At 53.3% G+C, this 23,526-nt stretch carries 1 protein-coding gene (only partly in view); it reads left to right on the plus strand.

From position 1 onward, the window contains the following. Window positions 1–23,479, plus strand: the 3' portion of a protein-coding gene (locus tag MKX36_RS10865; protein ID WP_340864649.1) for a non-ribosomal peptide synthase/polyketide synthase. Its footprint begins 18,902 nt before the window's first position; the window shows 23,479 of its 42,381 coding nt (coding positions 18,903–42,381); its start codon lies off the left edge, out of view; the stop codon is at window positions 23,477–23,479. The last annotated feature ends 47 nt before the right edge of the window (window positions 23,480–23,526 follow it).

A 23,526-nucleotide genomic window follows, 5' to 3' on the forward strand; every position in this document is an offset into this window, starting at 1 on the left:
GAAGGATGAACCGCTTCAGGTCGTGTACCGGAATAAGCGCAGTGAACTGTATGTTGAGGATTTGCGGGATATGGAGGAAGAGCAGCAAAACGAGTACATGCTCGAATTTACACGTAAAGACAAGCAAAGAGGTTTTGATCTAGCAAAAGACGCCTTGATGCGTGTCGCTGTGTTGCGCACAGGTGAGGATACGTACCGTTTTGTATGGAGCTTCCATCATATCGTGATGGACGGCTGGTGCTTGTCACTGGTGACAAACGAAGTGTTTGCAAGCTATTTTGCGATCCTGGCTCATAAACAACCGGAACTGGCCCCTGTAACCCCGTATAGTCAATATATCGAATGGCTGGAGCAGCAGGATCGTCAGGCCTCATCAAGTTATTGGAGCAAGGTTCTGGATGGATATGAGGAGCAGTCCCGTTTGCCACAGGCAAAAATCCAGGGCAAGGCGGGGTATCAGGCGGAGCGTCTGGATTTTGATTTGGGCGTAGAGCTAACCGCTGGTATTCAGCGTATAGCCAAGCGTTATCAGGTGACCATCAATACGTTGATGCAGACCGTTTGGGGCCTTTTGCTGCAAAAATATAATGGCACCGATGATGTCGTGTTTGGCAGCGTGGTATCTGGACGTCCGGCAGACATTCCGAACGTGGAGCATATCATTGGTCTGTTTATCAATACGATTCCGGTGCGTATCCGCAGTCAAGTGGACAATCTATTCTCCGACGTGATGAAGCAAACCCAGGAGCAATCGATTGCTTCCCATGTGTATGATACGTATCCGCTGTATGAAATTCAGGGGCTGTCAGAGCTTAAGCAGGATTTGATCAATCATATTCTTATTTTTGAGAACTATCCGGTCGAGGAGCAAATTGAGCAATTAGGTAGCGGTGAGGCGGCCAGCTTCACCATCACAGGAGCCGAGTCTGTCGAGCAGACCAACTATGACTTTAACGTGGTAGTGCTGCCGGGGAATACCATTCACATGAGCTTCGGCTATAATGCCTTGGCCTTTGAACGGGAAAGCGTAGAGCAAATTCGAGGTCATCTGGTACAGCTGCTGGAGCAAGTGACAGCGAATCCAGACATTCGCGTGTGTGAGCTGGATATGGTTACGGTGCAGGAGCGCGAGCAAATCGTTGAGGTCTGGGGCAATACAGTAGCAGTGTATCCAAGCGAGCAAACGATTCACGGCTTGTTCGAGGCGCAAACGGCGCAGACACCGGAGCAGACAGCCTTATTCTTTGAAGGAGAGACGCTGACTTATCGTGAGCTGAATGAACGCGCCAATCAATTGGCTCGTACCTTGCGCAGTCAAGGCGTGACGAAGGATCGTCTGGTGGGTCTGATGACTGAGCGCTCGGTGGACATGATCGTGGGCATCTTTGGGATTTTGAAGGCTGGGGGCGCCTATGTTCCTATCGATCCAACCTATCCGGAGGAACGTATCCGCTACATGCTGGACGACTCGGGAGCGAAGCTGCTGTTGACACAAAGTCATCTGGTGGACAAAGCAGTTATCGATGGTCAAGTGCTGGTGCTGGATGGAGCACAAAGTGTGTATCACGAGGATGGCTCCAACCTGGAGCCGTGGTCCGGCCCGAATGATTTGGCGTATGTGATTTATACGTCAGGGACGACGGGGCAGCCGAAGGGCGTGATGCTGGAGCACCATGGGCTGTGCAATCTGAAAACGTATTTTGATCAGACGCTCAAGATCCGTACGTCGGATCATGCGCTGCTGTTCGCCAGCTACTCGTTTGATGCAGCTTGCTGGGAAATCTTCCAGGCGCTGTTCTGCGGCGCCACGTTATATGTGCCAACGACAGAGACGATTTTGAACTACGAGCGGTTTGAGCAGTATATGGCCGATCACCACATCACGGTGGCTGCTTTGCCGCCGACCTATGCGGTGTATCTGGAGCCGCAGCGGATGCCAAACCTACGTATTCTGTTCACTGCGGGCTCAGCCTCTTCCACAGAATTGGTATACAAGTGGAAGGATCAAGTGGCGTACTACAATGGCTACGGTCCAACCGAAAACTCGGTGGCAACATCTATTTGGCCGGTATCCGAGGATGAAAGGGCAGGCCAACTCATTTCCATCGGACGCCCTATGCCGAATCACCGGGTATACATGGTGGATGTGCATGGACATTTGGCCCCGGTCGGCGTAGCGGGTGAGCTGTGCGTATCTGGTCCGGGTCTGGCGCGGGGTTATTTGGATCGCCCAGAGCTGACAGCGGAGAAATTTGTAGCGAACCCGTTTGCAGCCGGTGAAGCAGGCTATGAACGAATGTACCGTACGGGGGACTTGGCGAGATGGATGCCTGACGGCAACATTGAATATTTGGGCCGGATCGACCACCAGGTGAAAATCCGGGGCTACCGGATCGAACTGGGCGAGGTCGAAGCACAAATATTGAAAGTGGAAAATGTGCAGGAGGTCATCGTCCTGGCCCAAGCGGACGAGCAGGGACAAAACCAACTGGTGGCGTACTATGTCGCTGAAAGAGAAGTCAGCGCGGGTGAGCTGCGCAGCTTATTGGGTGAGGAACTGCCCAACTACATGGTGCCTTCATACTTCATCCAGCTGGAGCAGATGCCGCTGACACCGAACGGAAAAATCGACCGCAAGGCCCTGCCGACACCGGAGGGCAGCCTGCAAAGCGGAGCGGATTATGTAGAGCCGCGCACAGCACTGGAGCAGACGTTGGTTTCGATTTGGCAGTCTGTCTTAGGAGCGAAGAGCGTCGGGATTTTGGATAATTTCTTTGACCTCGGCGGCGATTCGATCAAAGCGATCCAGGTATCGTCCCGCTTACTGCAAGCGGGCTACAAGCTGGACATGAAGGATTTGTTCCAATATCCGTCCATTTCGCTGCTGAGCGGTCATGTACAAAAAGTTAGCCGTACGGCCGATCAGGGCGAGGTTTCGGGAAGTGTTAAGCTGACTCCGATCCAGCAGTGGTTCTTTGGACAAGCCTCGGCAGAGCCGCATTATTTTAACCAGTCGGTGATGCTGCATCGAGCAGAAGGCTTTGACGAAGCCGCATTGCATCACACGGTGACCAAGTTGACGGAGCATCATGATGCGCTGCGTATGGTCTTCCGTCAGACCGAACAGGGCTATGAAGCGTGGAATCGCGGTATGAATGAAGGCGAGCTGTATCATCTGGACGTTGTGGATTTGACAGGCGTCGAAGATGCGGCAGATGTTGCGATGGCGATCGAAACGAAAGCTAATGCCATTCAAAGCTCGATTCGTCTGGATGAAGGACCGCTGGTGAAGTTGGGACTTTTCCGCTGCATGGATGGAGATCATTTACTGATTGCCATTCACCATTTGGTTGTAGACGGCATTTCATGGCGGATTGTGTTTGAGGATTTTGCGACTGGATATGAGCAGGCCGTTCGGGGAGAAGCGATTCGCTTGCCATATAAAACGGATTCGTTCTCCACTTGGGCAGAGCGTTTGTCTCAATATGCCAACAGTCCGGCCATCGACAAAGAACGCGAATATTGGCAGCGTCTTGCCCACGTGGAAGTCGCATCGCTACCTAAAGATCAAGAAAGAGCGGCAGGACAGCATTTTGTGGTCAGAGACAGTGAGACGGTGACCGTAGCTTGGAGCGAACAGGACACCCGACTGCTGCTGCAGGAAGCACATCGTGCGTACCACACCGAGGTCAATGATCTGCTGTTAACCGCACTCGGTACCGCATTGTACAACTGGAGCGAGCAGGAGCAAGTGCTGGTCAATCTGGAGGGCCATGGCCGGGAAGCTATTGTTCCCGATATCGACATCACACGTACCGTGGGCTGGTTTACGAGTCAGTATCCGGTGCTGCTGGATGTGGATGGAACATCAGAAGTAGGGCAGCGCATCAAGCGGGTAAAAGAGGACCTGCGGCATGTACCGCATAAGGGCATTGGCTACGGTATGTTGAAGTATATGTCTTCGGATGATGCTACCTCTTCCTGGAGCCTGCAGCCTGAGATCAGCTTTAACTATTTGGGACAATTTGATCAGGACTTGGAAAATGGGGAGATCACGCTGTCTTCACATCCAGGTGGAGAGCCGTTGAGTGACCGCACCGTACTGGAGCAGCCGCTGAATGTGAACGGCATGATTACAGCAGGCGTGCTGACCCTGGAAATTCGTTATGACAGCCACGTATACCAACAGCAAAACGTAGAGAAGTTTGCCCGGCTATTGCAGGAAAGCTTGCAGGAAGTCATCAAGCATTGTGCCTCCCAAGAGCGGAGTGAGCTAACGCCAAGCGATGTCTTGTTCAAAGGCTTGACACTGGAGCAGCTGGAGCAATTGACGGAGCAAACAGCTTCTGTGGGCGAGCTTGAAAATGTGTATGCTCTTTCTCCCATGCAGAAGGGGATGCTGTTTCATAGTCTGATGGAGCCGGACTCAGGTGCATACTTCCAGCAAGCGTCGTTTGATCAAAAGGGCAGCTTTGATGTTGCTATTTTCCGTAAGAGTCTGGATGTGCTGACACAGCGTCATGAAGCGCTGCGGACGAATTTCCATCAATTTGAGACAGGACACGGTCTGGAGCCATTGCAAATCGTGTTCCGTCATAAAAATAGCGATCTTTCCTTCAAGGATATACGCGAAATGCAGGAAGCGGAGCAACAGGCATATATCCAGGCGTTTAAGCAGGAGGACCAAGCGAGAGGTTTTAATCTCGGTACGGATGCGCTGATGCGCGTACAGGTATTGCAGACCGATGAAGAAACGTATCACTTGGTCTGGAGCTTCCATCACATCGTCATGGACGGCTGGTGCTTGTCGCTTGTTACGGGCGAGGTGTTTGGTACGTATTTTGCGCTGCTGGAGCAGAAACAGCCGGAGCTTGCTCCGATCACACCGTATGGCCAATATATCGAATGGCTAGAGCGCCAAGATGAACGTGCGGCAAAAGAGTATTGGAGCAGCTATTTGGCGGGCTTTGAACAGCAGACGTTGTTACCTGGAGCGGATACTTTATCCAAAGACCACGTGGCGGATAGCAGCGAAAGTGTTCTGTCTACGACAACAAGCGATACCAGCAAATATGTTTCTGAAAAAATAACGGTAGAGCTGGATCCAACGTGGAGCGAAGCTATGTACCGGATTGCGAAGCAGCAGCAAGTCACGATCAATACGCTGATGCAGAGCGTGTGGGGCCTTATTTTGCAGCAATATAACAACAACGAGGATGTTGTATTCGGCAGTGTCGTATCTGGACGTCCGACGGATATTCCGGGCGTAGAGCATATGATCGGCCTGTTCATTAATACCATCCCAGTGCGGATTCAAAGTGAGCGAAATGCCACGTTTGTGGACATCATGCGCAAAACGCAGGAGCAAGCGCTGGCTTCAGGCGTCTATGACAGCTTCCCGCTGTATGAGATTCAGGCGCTGACCGAGCAGCAGCAAAATCTGATTAACCACATTATGGTGTTTGAGAACTATCCGGTCGAGGAACAAGTTGAGCAGCTGGGTGAAGCTCGTCCATCCGCGTTTGACATTACGAATGTAGAGGTTGTCGAGCAAACGAACTATGATCTGGACTTGATTGTGATGCCAGATGAAACCTTCCGGATCATGTTTAGATACAACGCGAATGTGTACGATCGGTCTACGATCGAGCGGATGCAGGGACATGTACTGCATGTCATCGAGCAAATTATTGACAATCCGCATATCCGAGTGAATGAGCTGGCATTGGTGACAGCGGAAGAGCAGGCACAGATCGTTCAGGTGTGGGGAGATACGGCAGCAGCCTATCCGCAGGATCAGACGCTAAGCAGTCTGTTTGAGCAGCAGGTAGCGAATACACCGGAGCAAGTGGCGGTACTGTGTGGTGCAGAGTCGTTGACCTACGCGGAGCTGAACGAACGGGCTAACCGTTTGGCCCGGACCTTGCGTGCGCAAGGGGTTCAGCCGGATCAGCCCGTGGGTATTCTGGTCCACCGTTCACTGGACATGATCGTAGGCATCTACGCGATCCTGAAGGCCGGCGGAGCCTATGTGCCGATTGATCCAGAATATCCGGCCGATCGTATCCGCTTTATGCTGGAGGACTCGGGCGCGAAGCTGGTGCTGACGCAAGCGCATCTGGCGGAGCAAGCCTCGCTGAGTTTCGACGGCCAGGTGCTGGTGCTGGATCGTCAGAAGCAGGACGGCAAGAACATTTATCACGAAGACGGATCAAATTTGGAGCTACTGGCTGGACCGCATCATGTTGCCTATGTCATTTATACCTCCGGTTCGACCGGAAAACCGAAGGGCGTGATGGTGGAGCACCATTCCGTGCTGAACCGGATTTTGTGGATGCATGAACGTTATGGCCTAAGCGCGAAAGATACGATCCTGCAAAAGACCGCCTTCACCTTCGATGTGTCGGTGTGGGAGCTGTTCTGGTGGTCGATGGTCGGCTCGAAGGTAAGCCTGCTGTCGGTCGGCGGGGAAAAGAACCCGGAAGACATCGTGGACACGATTGCCCGCGACGGCGTGACTACGATGCACTTTGTACCGGCGATGCTGCATGCATTTCTGGAGTATGTGGAGCAGCAGCCACGAGAAGTGATGCAGGCGAAGCTGGGCACGCTGCGCCATGTCTTTGCCAGTGGTGAAGCGTTGCCGCCACAGCATGTGGCCCGGTTCCAGCGGCTCGTATCGAGCCTGGCCGGAGCGAAGCTAGTCAACCTGTATGGCCCAACCGAAGCAACGGTGGACGTATCGTACTTCGATTGCGAGCCGGATGAGGCATATGCGGTGATCCCGATCGGAAAACCGATTCAAAATATCCGTCTGTACATCGTGAAGGAAGGCACGGAGCAATTGCAGCCGATTGGGGTAGCAGGGGAACTGTGCATCGGCGGTGTCGGCGTAGCCCGCGGTTACCTGAACCGTCCGGAGCTAACGGCCGAGAAATTCGTTGCCGATCCGTTTGCCGGCGGGGAAGCTGGGTATGAACGGATGTACCGCACTGGTGATTTGGCGAGATGGATGCCAGACGGCAACATTGAATACTTAGGCCGGATTGACCATCAGGTGAAAATCCGGGGGTACCGAATTGAGCTGGGCGAGGTCGAAACGCAGCTACTCCAAGTGGAATCGGTACGAGAAGCGGTGGTCATGGCTCGTGCGGATGAAACGGGCCAAAAACAAATGGTGGCGTACTATGTCGCGGGGCAAGAAATCCGTGCCAGCGAGCTGAGAAGTGAGCTGGGCCGGGAGCTGCCAAGCTACATGGTCCCATCGTACTTTGTACAGCTGAAGCAAATGCCGCTGAGTCCCAATGGAAAAATTGACCGCAAGGTCCTGCCGGCACCGGAAGGCAGCCTGCAAAGCGGAGCCGACTATGTCGCACCGCGGACGTGGGTGGAAGTGAAGCTGACACAAATTTGGCAGGATGTACTGGGTCTGGCGCAGGTCGGCGTGAAGGAAAACTTCTTTGAGATGGGTGGACACTCGCTGCGGGCGACGACACTGGCCTCGAAGATTCACCAAGAGCTGAACAAGCCACTTCCTCTGCGCAGCATTTTTAAAGCGCCAACGATTGAGCAGCTGGCAGCCGTTCTGGAAGGTGTGGATCAGGTGGCGTATGCGTCCATTCCGGTGACGGAGGAGCGCAGCTTCTATCCACTGTCCTCGGCACAAAAGCGACTGTATGTGCTGCATCAGTTCGACCCGCAGGATGTGAATTACAACATGCCGTCGGTGCTGCAAGTGAGCGGTCCGCTGGATGTGAAACGAGTGGAACATGTATTCCGTCAACTGATTGCCCGCCATGCAACCTTGCGTACCCGCTTTGAGCTAATCGACAGTGAGCCGATGCAATGGATTGAGGACACTGTGCCGTTCGAGGTGGAATATACGAAGGTACAAGCAGCGGGTGCGACTGTGGACACAGATCAGGACACAACTACAGATACGTACACCATGGTCAACATAGAAGCACAAGAGTTGGTACGGCGCTTTGTCCGTCCGTTTGATCTCAAAGCTGCGCCGCTGCTGCGGGTAGGCTTGGTGGATCTGGGCGTTCAAGGAGCGAAGCAGGAATCCCAGCATTTGCTCATGCTCGACATGCACCATATCGTCTCGGATGGGGTGTCCATGGAGGTCCTGACCGATGAGTTTGTCCGCTTGTATGGCGGTGAAGAGCTAGCGTCTTTGCGGATTCAGTACAAAGATTATGCAGTATGGCAGCAAAGCGAGGCCCATCAGGAATGGATGCAGCGTCAGGAAGCGTACTGGCTTGACACCTTCCAAGGAGAACTACCTGTACTGGATCTCTCCACTGACTTTGCCCGCCCAGCGGTGCAGAGTACGGCAGGGGATACGATCGAATTTGTACTGGAACGTGAGGTTAGTGAACGCCTGAAAGAACTGGCGGCACACACCGGCGCTACTCTGTATATGGTGTTGTTGGCGGCGTACACCACGCTCTTACACAAATACACAGGCCAAGAGGACATCGTCGTTGGCACACCGATTGCCGGACGACCGCATGCCGAACTGGAGAGTCTGGTCGGTGTATTCATCAACACGCTGGCGATGCGCAATTATCCGTCCAGCGACAAGTCGTTCCTGGATTATCTGCAGGAGGTCAAAGAGCATGCGCTCCGTGCGTATGAGCATCAGGACTATCCGTTTGAAGAACTGGTTGAAAAACTGAATGTAACGCGGGATACGAGCCGGAATGCGCTGTTTGACACGATGTTTGAGCTGAAAACAATAGAGCAGCAGGAGTTCGAGCTGAAAGGTCTGACCTTGAGCTCCTATCCACTGGACAATCATACGGCCAAGTTTGATCTGAGCTTGGAGGCCATAGAGCAGCCCGAAGGCATTCTGTGCCGTCTGGAATACAGCACGGCGCTGTATAAGCCGGAGACCATGACGCGATTGGCACAGCATTTTGCGGAAATCATTCGAGCTATTGCCTATCATCCACAGCAGCCCCTGGCAGTTTTGAATATGGTAACCGCCGAGGAAAAAGAGCAACTCATCGATGGATTTGGAAATGTGGGGGTATTAGGTGCTGATGCTGTTGAAGCGGGAGCCCTGTTCCATGCCTTTGTGGAAGAACAAGCCCAGCTTGTACCAGATCACGTGGCGGTGGTGTACGAGGAGCAACAGCTGACGTACCGCAAACTGAACGAGCGTGCGAACCAATTGGCGCGTAAATTGCGAAAGGAAGGCATTGGACGCGAATCGATTGTCGGCATTTTGAGTGAACGCTCGGTAGACATGCTGGTCGGCGTATTGGCGGTGTGGAAAGCCGGAGGCGCCTATGTGCCGCTGGATGCAGACTATCCATCCGAACGGATTCGTTTCATGCTGGAGGACAGCGGTGCGACGGTACTGTTGACCCAAACGAGATTGCAAGAGCGTGCCCAGGTATGGCTGGAGGAAAGCCAACAGGCCTTGGCCGGAGGGCAGACTGAGGGTGAATTGGAAACAGCAGCTGGTGCTGAAATGATGGAAAGGGACAACCTGAGTGAAGGCGTAAGCTTGAAATCAGATTCGCCACCTGACCGCGAAGCAGCCTCCGAGCCAGCAACAGGGCTGCGTCTGCACACCGTACTGGCATTGGATAATGAGTCACTGTACACCGGAGATACGACAGACGTCGATCATATTAACGAACCGCAGGATCTGGCGTATGTGATCTACACGTCGGGGACAACCGGACGTCCAAAAGGTGTCATGATCGAACATCGCAGCTTGGTGAATACCGCTGCGGCCTATCGTCGGGATTACCGCCTGAGCGAATTCCCGGTACGACTGCTACAACTGGCCAGCTTCTCCTTCGACGTGTTCGTCGGCGATATTGCGCGGACACTCTATAACGGGGGAACGATGGTCATCTGTCCGAAAGACGACCGGATTGATTTTAGCCGTCTCCACGGATGGATTCGTGATTATCAAATTACGGTGTTCGAATCGACTCCAGCTTTGATCGTACCGTTTATGCAGCATGTGCATGAACACGTACTAGATATGAGTAGTCTAGAGCTGCTCATCACGAGCTCAGACAGCTGCAGCGTGACAGACTACCGAGTGCTGCAGGAGCGGTTTGGCGCGGATATCCGTATCATCAACAGCTACGGTGTTACGGAAGCGGCGATTGACTCCAGCTTCTATGACGAAGAGTTGTCGAAGCTGCCAAGCAGCGGTAACGTGCCAATTGGACAGGCGTGGCTGAACGCACGCTTCTACATTGTGGACAGCCAGCTGAATCCGGTGCCGATTGGTGTACTGGGCGAGCTATGCATTGGCGGAGCCGGGGTCGCACGGGGGTACCTGAACCGTGCGGACCTGACGGCGGAGAAATTCGTAGCGAACCCGTACATGCCGAGTGAACGACTGTATCGTACCGGCGACTTGGCGCGGTGGATGCCAGACGGCCATGTGGACTTTATCGGCCGGATGGATGATCAGGTCAAAATCCGGGGCTTCCGGATCGAACTGGGCGAGGTGGAAGCGCAGCTGCTGACTGTGGCTGGCATTGAGAAAGCGATCGTCACCGCCTGGGAAAACGAAGACGGAGACAAAGATCTGTGTGCGTATGTCGTAGCCTCGGAGGCGCTGAATTTGCCGGAGCTGCGCAGCACACTGCAGCCCAAACTGCCGGGCTATATGATCCCGACCTACGTCGTACCCCTGGATCGTTTCCCGCTGACACCAAACGGAAAAATTGATCGCAAAGCGTTGCCAGCGCCAGAAACACGTCTCGAAGGAGGCACGAAGTACGTGGCGCCGCGCACAGAGCTGGAAGAGCAGCTGGTACGTATTTGGAAAAGCGTTCTGAATCATCACCAAATAGGCATCCAGGATAACTTCTTTGAAGTGGGAGGACATTCGCTGCGCGCTACCACCCTGATGGCGAAAATTCATCAGGAGCTGAATCACAAGCTGGCCTTGCGAGATATTTTCCAATATCCGACGATTGAACAATTGGTACAGGTAATGGATGAAGATCAGACCCAGCAAACGTATGTATCCATACCTGTGGCAGAGGAGCGCGAATATTACCCCGTTTCCTCGGCACAAAAACGGATGTACGTTTTGAGTCACCTGGAAGGGGGAGAGGTTAGCTACAACATGCCAGGAGCGTTGATTATCGAAGGCTCCTTGGATAAAAAACGACTGGAACAAGCCTTCCGCCAGCTGATTGCCCGTCATGAAGCCCTCCGAACCCGATTCGATATGGTGGATGGTGAGGTGATTCAGCGGATTGAATCCAGCGCTCCATTCAGCGTGGAATATGTGCAAGCAAGCGAAGAAGAGACACCGCAGTACGCACAGGACTTTGTACGTGCATTTGATCTCGCACAAGCACCGTTACTGCGGGTTCAGTTGATCGAAAACGGACCGGGGCGTCACGTTATGCTCTATGACATGCATCATATTATTTCGGATGGCGTGACGGAGGGCATTATCGTGCAGGAGTTTTCTCAATTGTATGAAGGCAAGGAGCTGTCGCCACTTCGGATTCAGTACAAGGACTATGCGGTTTGGCAGCATGCAGATATGCAAAGTGAACGTCTGCGTGCGCAAGAAAGCTACTGGCTGAACACCATGTCTGGTGAGATTCCGGCGCTGGATATGCCGACGGATTTTACAAGACCTGCTGTACAGCGTCTGGAAGGAACTCGATTTGAGTTTGCGATCTGTATGGAGGACAGTGAGCGGTTGAAACAGCTGGCCGCGCAAACCGGCTCCACCTTGTACATGGTGTTGCTGGCAGCGTATAGTACGCTCTTGCATAAATACACGGGTCAAGAGGACATCATTGTCGGCACGCCGATTGCCGGAAGACCACATGCGGAACTGGGGAGCCTGGTAGGGGTATTCCTCAACACGCTGGCGATCCGCAATTATCCGTCTGGCGACAAAACGTTCCTGGACTATCTGCAAGAGGTCAAAGAGCATGCGCTCCGTGCGTATGAGCATCAGGAATATCCGTTTGAAGAGCTGGTTGAAAAGCTGAATTTAACACGGGATACGAGCCGGAATGCACTGTTTGACACCATGTTTGAGTTGAAAACATTTGAGCAGCAGGAGTTCGAACTGGAAGGTCTGACCTTCAAGCCGTATCCGACGGATAATCCTACGTCCAAATTCGATCTGACCTTGGATGCCGTAGAGCAGCCAGAAGGTATTCTGTGTAGTTTGGAATACAGCACGGCGCTGTACAAGCCGGAGACCATCGCACGCTTGGCACAGCATTTTACCGAACTCGTACGTGCCATTACACTTCATCCACAGCAGCCACTGGCAGCTCTGGATATGGTAACTGTCGAGGAGAAGGCACAAATCCTCTATGGTTTTGGAGATGTAGGCGTATCGGAGGTTGCGGCTGAAGCAGAAGTCTTATTCCATGCCTATGTGGAAGAACAGGCACAGCTTGTGCCAGATCATGTGGCGGTGGTGTACGAGGAGCAGCAGCTTACGTACCGCCAGCTGAACGAGCGTGCGAACCAATTGACGCGCAGACTGCGAAAAGAAGGCATTGGACGCGAATCCATTGTCGGCATTCTAAGTGAACGCTCGGTAGACATGCTGGTCGGCGTACTAGCGGTATGGAAGGCTGGAGGCGCCTACGTGCCGCTGGATGCAGACTATCCGTCCGAACGCATTCGTTTCATGCTGGAGGACAGCGGTGCGACGGTGCTGTTGACCCAAACCAGTTTGCAGGAGCGCACGCAAGCATGGCTGAATGAAAGCCAAGGGGCTCTGGGCGAAGGAAAGACCGAGGGTGAGTTGGAAACAGCGGTTAGCGCTGAAACGATGGAAAGAGACAGCCTCAATGAGGGTGTAAGCTTGAAATCAGATTCGCCACCTAACCGCGAAGCAGCATCCGAGCTGGCAACAGGGCTGCGTCTGCACACCGTACTAGCATTAGACGATGAGTCGCTGTATACCGGAGATGTGACAGACGTCGATCACATCAACGAGTCGCACGATCTGGCGTATGTGATCTATACGTCCGGTACAACGGGACGTCCAAAAGGCGTCATGATCGAGCATCGCAGCTTGGTGAACACGGCTGCGGCCTATCGCCGGGATTACCGTCTGAACCAGTTCCCGGTACGTCTGCTGCAACTGGCGAGCTTCTCCTTCGACGTGTTCGTCGGCGATATTGCACGGACGCTCTATAACGGCGGCACGATGGTCATCTGTCCGAAAGAGGATCGCATTGATCCAAGCCGTCTATATGGCTGGATTCGTGATTATCAGATTACCGTGTTCGAATCGACGCCAGCCCTGATCGTACCGTTTATGCAGCATGTGCATGAACACGGACTGGACATGAGCAGTTTGGAGCTGCTGATCACGAGCTCGGATAGCTGTAGCGTGACGGACTACCGAGTGCTGCAAGAACGGTTTGGCGCAGATATCCGTATCATCAACAGCTATGGCGTCACGGAAGCGGCGATCGACTCCAGCTTCTACGACGAAGAGCTGTCGAAGCTGCCAAGCAGCGGGAATGTGCCGATTGGACAGGCGTGGCTGAACGCACGCTTCTACATCGTGGACAGCCAGCTGAATCCGGTACCGATCGGTGTACTGGGCGAGTTGTGCATCGGCGGCATCGGGGTCGCACGGGGGTACCTGAACCGTGCGGACCTGACAGCCGAGAAATTCGTAGCGAACCCGTACGTACCGGGTGAACGTTTGTATCGCACCGGCGATTTGGCGCGGTGGATGCCGGACGGCAATGTAGACTTTATCGGCCGGATGGACTATCAAGTCAAAATCCGGGGCTATCGGATCGAGCTGGGCGAGATTGAAACGGCGATCCAGCGGGTACCGGGTGTGCGTCAAGCCGTAGTCATCGACCGGACGGACGAGCGTGGACACAAGTATTTGTGCGGATACATCACGGGAGAAACCGAGCTGCGGATCGAGGAAGTACAGGCCACGCTGGAAGCCGGACTGCCAGCGCACATGGTGCCAGCACGCCTGATGCGACTGGAGACGATCCCGCTGACCAGCAACGGCAAAATTGACCGTAAGACCTTGCCAGAACCGGAAGGCAGCATCCATACGGGAGCAGCCTATGTAGCCCCGCGTACCAAGGTGGAGCAAGTATTGGCTGCGGTATGGGCCGGAGTGCTCGGCGTGGAGGCCGTAGGCACGCAGGATAACTTCTTCGAGCTGGGCGGCGATTCGATCAAAGCGCTGCAAGTATCGTCCCGCTTGCTACAAGCAGGTTATCGACTGGAGATGAAAGACCTGTTCAGCCATCCAACGGTGTCTGCATTGGCGCTGAAAGTCCAATCCGTTACCCGATTGGCGGATCAGAGTGAAGTGGTAGGCGCTGTGAAGCTGACACCCGTTCAACACTGGTTCTTGGAGCAAAACCTGGCGGATGCTCATCATCACAACCAGTCCATCATGCTGCATAGCAAGGATGGTTTTGATGAAGCGGCACTGCGTACAGCGATGGATCAAATGGTTAGTCATCACGATGCACTGCGGATCGTTTTCCGTCCTACCGAACACGGGTATGAAGCCTGGAACCGCGCCATTGGCGAGGGTGAGCTGTATACGCTGGAACGCATAGACTTCAGCCATGAGTCGGAAGTGTCTGCGGCGATCGAGGCCAAAGCGAATGAAATTCAGGCGGGGATTCATTTAAGCGAAGGACCGCTGGTGAAGCTGGGGCTGTTCCATTGCCCAGATGGAGATCATTTGCTGATGGTTATTCATCACTTAGTAGTAGATACCGTTTCTTGGCGCATTTTGTTCGAGGATCTTACGACAGCCTACGAACAAGCATTGAACGGACAACCGACTCGTCTTCCGCACAAAACGGATTCGTTCCGTACCTGGGCTGAGGGACAGTCTCACTATGCGAACGGCCCAGAAATGGCAGCAGAGCTCGCCTTCTGGCAAGAAGTAGAACAAGGTGTGTATGAGCCGCTTCCAAAAGACGAATCCCCTTCTCATTCCTTGAATAAAGACAGCGAGCTCATGACAGTCACGTGGACAGCTCAAGAAACGGAGCAGCTGTTAAAACAAGCACATCGTGCCTACAACACGGATATGAATGATTTGCTGCTGACCGCACTCGGCCTGGCTATTCATCGCTGGGCGGGGATTGAACGAGTGCTCGTCAACCTGGAAGGCCATGGACGGGAATCCATTCTGCCCGAGCTGGATATTACGCGCACGGTAGGCTGGTTTACGACCCAATTCCCGGTTGTGCTGGATATGAGTGTGAGCCAAGACCTTTCACAGCGCATCAAACAGGTGAAAGAAGGGTTACGCCGGATTCCGCAAAAGGGTATTGGCTACGGTATGCTGAGATACCTGTCCGCAGCATGTGAGCAAGAGCGTTTTGGAACCGAACCTGAAATCAGCTTTAACTATTTGGGACAATTTGATCAGGATATGCAAAATCAATCCATTGGCGTGTCTCCTTACGCTAGCGGTGCCGAGCTGAGCGCACATGCAGCCAGATCGCACACGCTGGATCTGAACGGACTGATTTCAGAAGGTCAATTGCAATTGACGATCAGCTACAGCCATCAGGAATATCGCAAGGAAACGATGGAGCAGCTAGCCGAAGCGCTCAGAACCAGCCTGCAGGAAATCATCGCACATTGCGCGGGTCGCAAACAGCAGGAGCTGACGCCAAGCGATGTCAAGCTTAAACATGTAACCTTGGCCGAGCTGGATCAGTTAGTAGAGCGGACTCGTGACATCGGGGAACTGGAAAATGTATATGCCTTGACACCGATGCAAAAAGGCATGTTGTTCCATAGCCTGATGGATGCAGCGTCAGGGGCTTATTTTGAACAAACGACCTTTGACTTGCGTGGTCGCTTCCAAGCAGATATTTTCCAAGATAGCTTGAATCATTTGGCGCAGCGGCATGAGATCTTTAGAGCTAATTTCATTAGCGGCTGGCAGGATGAGCCCGTGCAGGTGATTTTCCGGCGCAAGGATGTTGGTTTCAGCTATGAAGATTTGCGTCATTTGGATGATCAGGAACGTGACGCGTATGTGAAGGAATTTATTCGCCAGGACAAGGCAGCCGGATTCGATTTGTCCCGGGATGCGTTGATGCGCGTGGCCATTTTACGGACAGGTGATGAGGATTATTACTTTGTGTGGAGCTCTCATCACATCCTAATGGATGGCTGGTGTGTGGCGTTAGTAACGGATGAGGTGTTTGAGGCTTATTTTGCAGCCGTAGAACATAGAGAACCAAAGCTCGCCCCGGTGACTCCATACAGTCAGTATATTGAGTGGCTTGAAGCCCAGGATGTAGAAGCAGCAGCCTCATACTGGAAAGATTATTTGCTGGGCTATGATCAACAAACGTCGATTCCAACCGGAAAAGTCGGCGCGAAAGCGGACGGTGCACAATTTGAGCATGTGCTGTGCGATCTAGGTAAGGATTTGACAGGGCGTATGGAAATGGTAGCCAAGCAGTACCACGTGACCCCGAATACATTACTGCAAACAGCCTGGGGCTTACTGCTTCAAAAGTACAACGGTAGTGATGATGCCATATTTGGCGGTGTCGTGTCGGGTCGTCCGGCTGATATTCCGGGGATCGAAAATATGGTGGGCTTGTTCATTAACACCATTCCCGTACGTATCCGCAGTGGAGCTGAGGACACCTTTGCCGACCTGATCAGAGTAAATCAGCAGCAGGCGCTGGCTTCTCAAGATTATGAAACGTATCCGCTGTATGAAATTCAAGCCTTAACCGAGCAAAAGCAAGAGCTGATCAACCACATTATCGTGTTTGAAAACTATCCGGTGGAGGAGCAGGTCGAGCAGCTTGGCGAAGGTGCAACGTCGGATTTTGTAATCAACAATGCAGGCATGATTGAACAAACGAACTATGATTTCAATCTGGTCGTTATGCCGCAGGAAGCGATGAAAATCCGATTCGAATACAATACGAAGTTATTTGATCGGGAAGCCGTGGAACGGACTCAGGGGCATTTGATACAGTTGTTGGAGCAGGTGGTAGCAAAGCCGGACATTCGAGTGCAAGAGCTGGATGTGTTAAGCGAGCAGGAACGCGAGCAAATTCTCAGCGTATGGGGAGATACAGCCGCCGAGTATCCAAGCGAGCAAACGATCCATGGTCTGTTTGAGACACAAACGGCGCACACACCAGAGCAGCCAGCGTTGTACTTCGAAGGAGAGCAACTGAGTTATCGCGAACTGAATGAACGCGCGAATCGTCTGGCTCGTACCTTGCGCAGTCAAGGCGTGACGAAAGATCGTTTGGTGGGTCTGATGACCGAACGCTCGATAGACATGATCGTGGGTATGTTAGGCATTTTGAAAGCCGGAGGTGCATATGTCCCAATCGATCCGACGTACCCAGAGGAGCGTATCCGCTATATGTTGGACGACTCGGGAACAGAGCTGTTGTTGACGCAAAGCCATCTGGTGGACAAGGTAGCCTTTGACGGTCACATGCTGGTGCTGAATGGGGCACAAAGTGTGTATCACGAGGATGGTTCTAACCTGGAGCCGTTGTCCGGTCCGAACGATCTAGCGTATGTGATCTATACATCGGGGACAACGGGGCAGCCGAAGGGTGTTATGCTGGAGCATCACGGGTTATGCAATCTGAAAACCTATTTTGATCAGGAATTCGAGATCAGTACCTCAGATCATATGTTGCTGTTCGCCAGCTACTCGTTTGATGCGGCTTGCTGGGAAATCTTCCAAGCTCTATTCTGCGGAGCCACGTTGTACGTGCCAACGTCAGAGACGATTTTGGACTACGAACGGTTTGAACAATATATGGCGGATCACCACATCACGGTGGCAGCTTTGCCGCCTACCTATGCGGTGTATCTGGAGCCGCAGCGGATGCCAAATCTGCGTATTCTGGTCACTGCGGGTTCAGCCGCTTCAACAGAGCTGGTATACAAGTGGAAGGATCAGGTGGCGTACTACAATGGCTATGGTCCAACCGAAAACTCGGTAGCGACATCCATCTGGCCGGTATCCAAGGATGAGAGAGCAGGACAGCTGATTTCCATTGGACGTCCTGTGCCGAATCATCGGGTATACATGGTAGATGTACACGGGCATTTGGCTCCGATAGGCGTAGCGGGTGAGCTGTGCGTGTCTGGTCCGGGTCTGGCACGTGGTTACCTGGATCGTCCAGAGCTGACGGCGGAGAAATTTGTACCGAATCCGTTTGCGGCTGGCGAAGCTGGGTATGAGCGGATGTACCGCACAGGCGACTTGGCAAGATGGATGCCAGACGGAAACATCGAATACTTGGGCCGGATTGACCATCAAGTAAAGATCCGGGGTTACCGGATTGAGCTGGGCGAAGTCGAGGCGCAAATATTGAAAGTGGAGGACGTACAAGAGGTCATTGTACTGGCCCAAGCGGACGAGCAGGGACAAAATCAACTGGTGGCGTACTACGTCGCTGAAAGAGAAGTAAGTGCTGGTGAACTGCGCAGTTTACTGGGTGAGGAGCTGCCCAACTACATGGTGCCTTCTTTCTTGGTACAGCTGGAGCAGATGCCGCTGACACCGAATGGTAAAATCGACCGCAAGGCTCTACCAGCACCTGAAGGTAGCCTGCAAACCGGAGCCGACTATGTCGCACCGCGAACGTGGGTGGAAGTGAAACTGGCGCAAATTTGGCAGGATGTACTAGGCCTCACTCAGGTCGGTGTGAAGGAAAACTTCTTCGAGATTGGCGGACACTCGCTGCGGGCGACCACACTGGCCTCGAAGATTCACAAGGAACTGAACAAGCCGCTTCCACTGCGCAGTATTTTTGAAGCACCAACGATTGAGCAACTGGCAGTCGTACTGGAACAGCTGGATCAAGTGACGTATGCGTCCATTCCAGTAACGGAAGAGCGCAGCTTCTATCCCTTGTCCTCAGCGCAAAAACGACTGTATGTGTTGCATCAGTTCGATCCACATGATGTGAACTACAACATGCCATCGGTGCTGCAAGTGAACGGTCCGCTGGACGTGAAGCGAGTGGAGGACGTATTCCGTCAACTGATTGCCCGTCATGCGACGTTGCGTACCCGCTTTGATCTGGTGGACAGCGAGCCAGTGCAGTCTATTGAGGACACCGTACCGTTCGAGGTCGAATTTACGAAGGTACAAGCTGAGGGTGCGACTACGGACACAGACACGAGGGTCAACAAGGAAGTACAAGAGCTGGTGAGTTGCTTTGTCCGTCCGTTTGATCTCAAAGCTGCACCGCTGCTGCGGGTAGGCTTGGTAGATCTAGGCGTATCAGGAGCAGGGCAGGAACCGCAGCATGTACTCATGCTCGACATGCACCACATCGTTTCGGATGGCGTGTCCATGGGGGTACTAACTAATGAATTTGTCCGCTTGTATGACGGTGAACAGCTAGCGCCATTGCGGATTCAGTACAAAGATTATGCTGTATGGCAACAAAGTGAGACCCATCAGGAATGGATGCAGCGCCAGGAAGCCTACTGGCTCGACACCTTCCGGGGGGAACTGCCTGTGCTGGATTTACCGACAGACTTTGCCCGTCCGTCGATACGAAGTACGGCAGGCGATACCGTGGTGTTTGGGCTGGAACGCGAAGTGAGCGAACGCCTGAAGGAACTGGCGGCGCACACAGGCTCTACGCTGTATATGGTGCTGCTGGCGGCGTACACCGCACTCTTGCATCAATACAGCGGCCAAGAGGACATCGTTGTCGGCACGCCGATTGCCGGACGACCGCATGCCGATTTGGAGCCAATCCTCGGGATGTTCGTCGGTACGTTGGCATTGCGAAACTATCCGACAGCGGAACATACCTTCCGCAGCTACGTGGAAGAAGTGAAGGTTCAGGCTCTGCAAGCCTACGAACATCAGGACTATCCATTTGAGGAACTGGTGGAAAAGCTGAATGTGAAGCGGGATATGAGTCGCCATCCGCTGTTCGATACGATGTTTACCCTGCAAACGACGGAGGAAGGCGAGCTGCAACTGGCAGACCTGAGCTTCCGTCCATACGGCTTGGAGCAAACACCGGCGAAGTTTGACTTCACGCTGGAAGCCAGAGAGGAAGAGGCAGGCATCCAGTTCGGATTGCAATATGCAACTGCGTTGTATCAACGGGAAACCGTTGAACGGATGACACGTCACTTTATTCGCTTAGCCGAAGCCGTGGCGGCAAACCCGGATGCGAAGCTGGGTGAGCTGGAACTGATTACGACCGAAGAAACCGAACAGATTCTGAAGGTGTTCAATGATTCGAACGCGCACAGCGTGCGTGGAACACTGCAAGGTCTGTCACTCAGCGAGCGTTTTGAAGAACAAGCGAAGGACTACCCTGAGCGGATAGCCGTTGTGTCTGGCGATATAGCACTAACCTACGCTGAGCTGAATGAGCAGGCGAACCGATTAGCCCGTGTGCTACGGGCGAAAGGTGTTGAAGCAGATCAACCGGTAGGCGTACTGCTGGAACGTTCTGCGGATATTCTGGTGAGCATTCTGGGGGTACTGAAGGCCGGAGGTGCGTATGTGCCAATGGATACGATGTATCCACAGGAGCGTATTGACTATATGCTTCAAGACAGTGGGGCCAAGGTCGTGATCACCAGCAGAGTTGCCAACCTGTCACTCGAACTGCCATCGACAGTACAAGCTATCGTTCTTGACGATGAGGGCGTTCAAGCTCAATGGGGAGCACAGGATGCGAGCAACCTAATCCCTGTCGCCGGCCTGCATAACCTGGCCTATATGATTTACACCTCAGGTACAACCGGTCAGCCGAAAGGGGTTATGATTGAGCAAGGCAGTGTCGGCAATCTGGTAGACGCTTTATATGAACGAGTATACAGCCGGTATGATCATCCGCTTCACATCGCATGGCTGTCCGCATTTGTATTTGACGCTTCGGTGAAGCAGATCTTTGCCAGCTTGCTGCTAGGTCATACCCTGCATGTGGTATCCCGTGACGTCAGCCTGAGCGGGGAGCATTTGATCGCGTACTATCGCATGCACCGGATTGATCTGTCGGACGGCACACCAGCGCATCTGCATATTTTGAACGAAAGCGTCAGCGTGACAGAAGCGCCAGATGTGAAGCATTACCTGATCGGGGGCGAAGCTTTATCCGTGCAGCTGGTACAGGGGTTCCTACACAAATGGTCCGGGTATCGTCCGGTCATTACGAACGTGTATGGTCCGACCGAAGCGACCGTAGATGCAACCGCCTATACGATTGAAGATGTAGAGTCGCTGAATGTACTGCTGGAAAAAGGGGAGCACACGGTATCCATCGGAACGCCGATAGCCAACCAGGCTGCGTACATCTTGAACACTCGACAACAGCTGGTACCGATCGGTATCGCGGGTGAACTTTATATCGGAGGGGCAGGTATCGCACGAGGATACCTCAACCTGCCGGAACTGACGGCTGAGAAGTTTGTTCCGAATCCGTTTGCTGATGCGACGGCCGCTGATCCAGCGGACAGCACTTACGCAAACCGGATGTACCGGACAGGCGACCTGGCACGGTGGCTGCCGGATGGCAGTATCGAGTATTTAGGCCGGATCGACCATCAGGTTAAAATTCGCGGGTATCGGATCGAGCTGGGCGAGGTGGAAGCACAGCTGCTGACCGTGGACGGCATTCAGAAAGCCGTAGTCACGGCATGGGAAAACGAAGACGGACACAAGGATCTGTGTGCCTATATCGTAGCTTCGGAGTCGCTGAGTCTACCGGAACTGCGAAATGCGCTGCAGCCGAAGCTGCCGGATTACATGATCCCGACGTATGTGGTACAGCTGGATCGTTTCCCGCTGACGCCCAACGGGAAAATCGACCGGAAGGCATTGCCAGCACCAGAAGCACGCCTTGAAGGAGGCCTGGAGTATGTGGCACCGCGGACGCCACTGGAGGCCAAGCTAGCCCAAATCTGGCAGGATGTCTTGAAGCTGTCCAGCGTAGGAGTCACCGACTCATTCTTCGATATGGGTGGACACTCCCTGCGGGCCACGACGCTGGTGGCCAAAATCCATCAGGAACTGGGCAGCCGAATTACACTGCGTGAGGTGTTCCAGCACTTTACGATTGAGCAGCAAGCCCAGCTGATCACCGCGCAGGGCACAGACACCTATACGGTGATCCCTACAGCTGCCAAACAGTCTTACTATCCGGTTTCCTCGGCTCAAAAACGACTGTATATTTTGAGCCATCTGGAAGGTGGAGAGGTCAGCTACAATATGCCGGGTGTATTAGTCGTGGAGGGGCCGCTTCAGGCAGATCGACTGGAGGATGCGTTCCGTCAGTTAATAGCCCGCCATGAAACGCTGCGAACTTCCTTCGAAATGGTGGACGGCGAGGTTGTTCAGCGGGTTTACGATCAGGTAGCGTTTGCAGTAGAGCGCCTGCAGGCCCATGAGTCCGAAGCCGAAGCCTATATCGAGTCTTTTGTACGCAGCTTCGATCTTCAGCAGGCACCTCTGCTGCGTGTCCGTCTCATTCAAACCGGACCCGAACGTCACCTCCTGATGTACGACATGCACCATATTATTTCAGACGGTGTGTCGTCTAACAATATCGTGCAGGAGCTGGGACAATTGTACGAGGGACAGGCCTTGGCGCCGCTGCCCATTCAGTACAAGGACTATGCCGTGTGGCAGCAGCAGGAAATGCAGCGTGAATCATACCAACGCCGGGAACAGTTCTGGCTGGAGCATTTAGCCGGAGAGTTGCCTGTACTGGAGCTGCCGATTGCTTACCCTAGACCTGCTGTTCGCAGCTTCGAGGGAGCAATGTATGAATTTACTGTTGACTCGAATGTATCCGAGCAACTGCGCCGAATCGCGGCACAGACCGGAAGTACGCTGTACATGGTGCTACTGAGTGCCTATACCGTCCTGCTGTCCAAATACAGCGGTCAGGACGATTTGATCATCGGTACGCCGGTAGCAGGCCGCTTGTTACCAGAACTGGAGCCACTGATCGGCATGTTCGTCAATACACTAGCCATCCGGCACCAGCCGCAGGGCGACCAAACGTTCCACAGCTACCTGCTGGAAGCCCGAGAACGTACGCTACAAGCCTTCGAGCATCAGGATTATCCGCTTGAGGAGTTGGTGGAAAAGCTGGATGTAGCGCGGGATGCAAGCCGTAATCCGTTGTTTGACACCATGTTTGTACTGCAAAATACGGAGTCACAGGAAGCGAAGCTTGAAACACTGTCCTTTAGTCCGTATGTTCAGGAGCATCGTATTTCCAAATTCGATTTGACCTTGTCCATGAGTGATGAAGACGGGCAGATCAAGGGTTCCTTCGAATATTGCACAAAGCTGTTTGGCGTAGATGCTATTGAACGATTAACCGGAGATTTGATAGCGATCCTGTCCCAGGTTGGAGCTAATCCAGATTTGCTATTAAGTGATATTCAGGTGAACTCGAGCGAGCAGCCGGAAGGCTTCTCGCCAGATTCCATCGACTTTATTTTCTAAATCAGTTTTCTAAAAAGAAATGATTTCACTTTGCATGCGCAGAGGGC

This window comes from Paenibacillus sp. FSL W8-0439, assembly GCF_038008995.1.
In the GTDB taxonomy this organism is placed as follows: domain Bacteria; phylum Bacillota; class Bacilli; order Paenibacillales; family Paenibacillaceae; genus Paenibacillus; species Paenibacillus polymyxa.